Annotated in this window: 3 protein-coding genes; 1 reads left to right on the top strand and 2 read right to left on the bottom strand. The window is 67.1% G+C overall.

Features of this window, described 5'->3' with window-relative positions; genetic code table 11:
* Positions 1–563 (bottom strand): biotin/lipoyl-containing protein (locus tag AC1DYN_RS31425; RefSeq protein WP_477966542.1); only part of this gene is annotated, 563 nt, incomplete at its 3' end.
* Between the two features lie 12 nt (positions 564–575).
* Complete coding sequence (aceE, locus tag AC1DYN_RS31420) at positions 576–3281, bottom strand: pyruvate dehydrogenase (acetyl-transferring), homodimeric type (protein ID WP_477966540.1); 2706 nt, start codon at positions 3279–3281, stop codon at positions 576–578.
* A gap of 180 nt (positions 3282–3461) precedes the next feature.
* Between aceE and AC1DYN_RS31415 the strand changes: the two genes are divergently transcribed.
* A partial coding sequence (locus tag AC1DYN_RS31415) for a PAS domain S-box protein (protein WP_477966544.1) occupies positions 3462–5645 on the top strand: 2184 nt, incomplete at its 3' end.

Genomic DNA, 5645 nt, shown 5'->3' with positions numbered 1-5645 from the left:
CCCTTCCTGACCTTGTCGCCGACCTTGACCTTCAAGTCCTTCACGACGCCGGCGTGCGACGACGGGATCTCCATCGACGCCTTGTCGCTCTCCACCGTGATCAGCGATTGCTCGGCCTTGATCGCGTCGCCCGGCTTGATGAAGACCTCGATCACCGCGACCTCGTCGAAATCGCCGATGTCGGGGATGACCACGTCGACCACTTCCGTTCGCGCTGAGCCTGTCGAAGGGACTGAGCTTGTCGAAGTGCTTGCCGCGATGGGCGCCGACGCTGCGGCACGGGGGGCTTCGACAGGCTCAGCCTGAACGGCGGTGGGGGCACCGCCCGACGCCTCGATCGTCAGCAGCAGCATGCCCTCGTTGATCTTGTCGCCCAGCTTGACCTTCAACTCCTTCACGACGCCGGCATGCGACGACGGGATCTCCATCGAGGCCTTGTCGCTCTCCACCGTCACCAGCGACTGCTCGGCCTTCACCGTGTCGCCCGGCTTGACCAGCAGTTCGATGATCTCGACGTCCTTGAAGTCGCCGATGTCCGGAACTTTCACATCCACCAATGCCATGCTGGTCTCCGGTCAGGCGTACAGCGGGTTGATCTTGTCGGCGTTGATGCCGTATTTCTTGATCGCCTCGGCCACCTTGGCCGCCGGGACCGTGCCCTCGTCGGCCAGCGCCTTCAGCGCCGCGACGACGATGTAGTGGCGGTTGACCTCGAAGTGCTCGCGCAGCTTGCTGCGGAAATCGCTGCGGCCGAAGCCGTCGGTGCCCAGCACCTTGTAGCTGCGCCCCTTGGGGATGAAGGCACGGATCTGGTCGGCGTAGTTCTTCATGTAGTCGGTCGACGCGATCACCGGGCCGGCGTACTTCTCGAGCTGCTGCGCGACGAAGGGCACGCGCGGCGTCTCGGTCGGGTGCAGCAGGTTCCAGCGCTCGGCATCCTGGCCGTCGCGCGCCAGCTCGTTGAAGCTCGGGCAGCTCCAGATGTTGGCCGACACGCCCCAGTCCTTGGACAGCAGCTCCTTCGCGGCGATCGACTCGCGCAGGATCGTGCCCGAACCCAGCAGGTTGACGCGCGGCGTCTTCTTCGCGCCCTCTTCGAGCAGGTACATGCCCTTGATGATCTGCTCTTCGGTGCCCGCCTTCAGGCCCGGCATCGGGTAGTTCTCGTTCAGCAGCGTCAGGTAGAAGTAGACGTTGTCCTGCTGCTCGACCATGCGCTTGAGGCCATGGTGCAGGATCACGCCCACCTCGTGCGCGAAGGTCGGGTCGTAGCTGATGCAGTTGGGGATGGTGCCGGCCAGGATGTGGCTGTGGCCGTCCTCGTGCTGCAGGCCTTCGCCGTTCAGCGTCGTGCGGCCCGAGGTGCCGCCCAGCAGGAAGCCGCGCGCCTGCATGTCGCCCGCGGCCCAGGCCAGGTCGCCGATGCGCTGGAAGCCGAACATCGAGTAGTAGACGTAGAACGGCACCATGATGCGGTTGTTCGTCGAGTACGACGTCGCCGCGGCGATCCAGCTGCTCATGCCACCGGCTTCGTTGATGCCTTCCTGCAGGATCTGGCCGGCCTTGTCTTCCTTGTAGTACATGACCTGGTCCTTGTCGACCGGCGTGTACTTCTGCCCCTCGGGGTTGTAGATGCCGATCTGGCGGAACAGGCCTTCCATGCCGAAGGTGCGGGCCTCGTCGACCAGGATCGGTACCGCGCGCGGGCCGACCTCCTTGTCGCGCAACAGCTGCGTCAGGAAGCGCACGTAGGCCTGCGTGGTCGAGATCTCGCGCCCTTCGGCGGTCGGCTCGAGCACGGCCTTGAAGGTGTCGAGGTCGGGCACCGTCAGCTTTTCGTCGGCCTTGGTGCGGCGGTGCGGCAGGTAGCCGCCCAGCGCCTGGCGGCGCGCGTGCAGGTACTGCATCTCCGGCGTGTCGTCGGCCGGCTTGTAGAACGGGATGTCGGCCAGCTTGTCGTCCGGGATCGGGATGTTGAAGCGGTCGCGGAACGCGCGCACGTCCTCGTCGACCAGCTTCTTGGTCTGGTGGGCTGTGTTCTTGCCCTCGCCGATCTTGCCCATGCCGAAGCCCTTGACGGTCTTGATCAGCATCACCGTCGGCTGGCCCTTGTGCTTGACCGCGCGGTCGTAGGCCGCGTAGACCTTCTGCGGGTCGTGGCCGCCGCGCTGCAGGCGCCAGACGTCGTCGTCGCTCATCTTGGCGACCATCTCCAGCAGCTTCGGGTGGCGGCCGAAGAAGTTCTTGCGCACGAAGGCGCCGTCGTTGGCCTTGAAGGCCTGGTAGTCGCCGTCGACGGTGTCCATCATCACCTTGCGCAGGATGCCGTCCTTGTCGCGCGCGAGCAGCGGATCCCAGTAGCTGCCCCACAGCAGCTTGATGACGTTCCAGCCGGCGCCGCGGAACTCGCCTTCGAGCTCCTGGACGATCTTGCCGTTGCCGCGCACCGGGCCGTCCAGGCGCTGCAGGTTGCAGTTGACGACGAAGATCAGGTTGTCGAGCTTCTCGCGCGCGGCCAGGCCGATCGCGCCCAGCGACTCGGGCTCGTCCATCTCGCCGTCGCCGCAGAACACCCAGACCTTGCGGTTCTCGGTGTTGGCGATGCCGCGGGCATGCAGGTACTTCAGGAAGCGCGCCTGGTAGATCGCCATCAGCGGGCCCAGGCCCATCGAGACGGTCGGGAACTGCCAGAACTCGGGCATCAGCTTCGGGTGCGGGTAGCTGGAGATGCCCTTGCCGTCGACCTCCTGGCGGAAGTTCAGCAGCTGCTCCTCGCTCAGCCGGCCTTCCATGTACGCCCGCGCATAGACGCCGGGCGACGAGTGGCCCTGGATGTACAGCAGGTCGCCGCCGTGGCCTTCGCTCTCGGCGTGCCAGAAGTGGTTGAAGCCGGTGCCGAACATGGTCGCGAGCGACGCGAACGACGAGATGTGGCCGCCCAGGTCGCCGCCGTCGGCCGGGTGCAGGCGGTTCGCCTTCACCACCATCGCCATCGCGTTCCAGCGCATGTAGGCGCGCAGGCGCTCCTCGATGTCGACGTTGCCGGGGGAATGCTCCTCCTGGTCGACCGGGATGGTGTTGACGTAGGCCGTGTGGGCCGAGAACGGCACGTCGATGCCGGCCTGGCGGGCGTGGTCGATCAGCTGTTCAAGCAGGAAATGCGCGCGCTCGCCGCCTTCGGCGCCGATGACGGCGGACAACGCGTCCAACCATTCGCGGGTTTCCTGGGAATCGGCGTCGTTCGCCGCCGCACCGAGAAATGACTCGGGGTTTGCTGCCATGGCTTGTCTCCGTCAAGTGAACTTTTCGAGGCGGCGGCAGTGTCGCACAACTCGCAAGTCTTTCCAAATAGCGCGATTCGTTTTCGTATTATGGAATCACGTCGGCATCTGGCCGGCTATCCGACGCTGCTGCCGCTGGGTCAGCGCCTTGTCGCCCTGGATAATCGCTCCATGCAGTCGATGAACAACCCTCCTCCGCGCAGTGCCCCTCTCCCCAGCGCGGCGCAGCGGATGTTCGGCCTGTGGTGGCGCCGCCAGTCGCTGGCCCGCCAGGACCGCTTCGCGACGCTGGGCCCGCTGGTGTCGGTGCTGCTGTTCCTGGCGGCGATCATCCTGGCGTTCTGGTACCTGCGCAACGAGGAATTCGAGCGTGAGCAGGAATCGGTCAAGCGCGACACCGAGATCGCGCAGCAGCAGATCCGGCTGCGGCTGATCGAGAACCAGGAGCAGCTGGTGCGCATCGCGCGCGAGATCGCCACGCGCACCATCGACCAGGACGAGTTCCTGGGCCAGGCCGCGAGCTTCACGCGCGAGCGCCCGGAGATCACCAACCTGATCTGGGTCGGCGCCAACCGCACGCGGCGCGCCGGCTATGCGGCCACCGGCTTCCACCCCGAGACCGGCTTCGGCGGCGACGAAAGCAGCAACTCGGTGCCCAAGGAAGGCGCGAAGACCGAGCCCGAGGCCGCCTTCACCGCGGCGCGCGACCTGCGCCAGCCGGTGTATTCGCGCCCCTTCACCGACCTGTACGGCGGCGCGGTGTTCCAGGTGCAGGTGCCGCTGCTCGACCGCAGCGCGTTCTCGGGCACGCTGATCGCCGAGTACTCGATCGAGTCGCTGATGCGCTACTTCATCCCGGCCGAGGTGTCGACGCGCCACGCGGTGGCCCTCGTCGACAGCCAGGACCGCGTGCTCGCCAGCACCGTGACGCCGATGCCCGGCCAGCAGAACCGCCGCTCGGCCACCACCATCGTGCACGACGTGCCGCTCGCGCCGGCCGGCAACGGCCTGATCCTGCGCGGCCAGGGCTACCGCACCTCGATCGGCCTGATCAGCAACACGCTGTTCTGGATGGTGGCCGCGCTGTCGGCGCTGACGGTGTGGATGCTGCTCGGCACCTGGCGCCACATGCGGCGACGCCTGCAGATCCAGAGCACGCTGGTGTCGGAGACCAACTTCCGCCGCGCGATGGAGAACTCCATGCTGACCGGCATGCGCGCGATGGACATGGAAGGCCGCATCACCTACGTGAACCCGGCCTTCTGCGCGATGACCGGTTTCAGCGAGGCCGAGCTGATCGGCCGCGTGCCGCCCTTCCCGCACTGGCCGCCCGAGCGCATCGAGGAGAACAACCGCCTGCTGCAGCAGGAGCTGCAGGGCCGCAGCCCCGCCGGCGGCATCGAGGTGAAGGTGATGCGCAAGGACGAGACGCAGTTCGATGCGCGCATGTACGTCTCGCCGCTGATCGACCCGAAGGGCCTGCAGACCGGCTGGATGACCTCGATGACGAACATCACCGAGGCCAAGCGCGTGCGCGACCAGCTGTCGGCCTCGCACGAGCGCTTCACCACCGTGCTCGAAGGCCTCGACGCCGCGGTGTCGGTGCTGTCGGTGCAGCAGGGCGAACTGCTGTTCGCGAACCGCTCGTACCGGCTGTGGTTCGGCGCCGATGCGCGCGGACATGCGCTGCTGGCCGGCGGCGACCCGGGCCTGCCGGTGATCAGCGCGCTGTCGGCCTTCGGCGATGACGGCGATTCGGTCGACAGCTTCGGCGGCCTGCCGACCCAGGAGCTGACCGAGGTGGGCTCGGATGCGCGCGAGGTCTTCATCGAGCCGCTGCAGAAGTGGTTCGACGTGCGCGCGCGCTACCTGCAGTGGACCGACGGGCGCCTGGCGCAGATGCTGATCGCGACCGACATCACCGGCCGCCGCAACGCCGAGACGCAGGCGGCACAGCAGGCCGAGAAGGCGCAGGTGACGAGCCGGCTGGTGACGATGGGCGAGATGGCCTCGTCGGTGGCGCACGAGCTGAACCAGCCGCTGACCGCCATCACCAACTACTGCAACGGCATGGTCTCGCGCGTGAAGAGCGACGCGATCCAGAAGGACGACCTGATCGCCGCGCTGGAGAAGACGGCGCGCCAGGCCGAGCGCGCCGGGCAGATCATCCGGCGCATCCGCGCCTTCGTGAAGCGCAGCGAGCCGCAGCGCCAGCCGGCCCTCGCGCAGGGCATCGTCGACGACGCGGTCGACCTGGCCAACATCGAGCTGCGTCGGCGCAACGTGACGATCCACGTCTACGTGGCGCAGCGCCTGCCGATGCTGATGGTCGACCCGATCCTGATCGAGCAGGTGGTGCTGAAC

The organism is Rhizobacter sp. P2_D12, from assembly GCF_056404395.1.
Note: the sequence above shows the minus strand (reverse complement) of the source record. Positions and strands in the feature narration are given on the sequence as shown.

Coding starts and splice junctions, on each gene's coding strand:
- aceE (WP_477966540.1), bottom strand. CDS start 3,281: ATGGCAGCAAACCCCGAGTCATTTCTCGGTGCGGCGGCGAACGACGCC.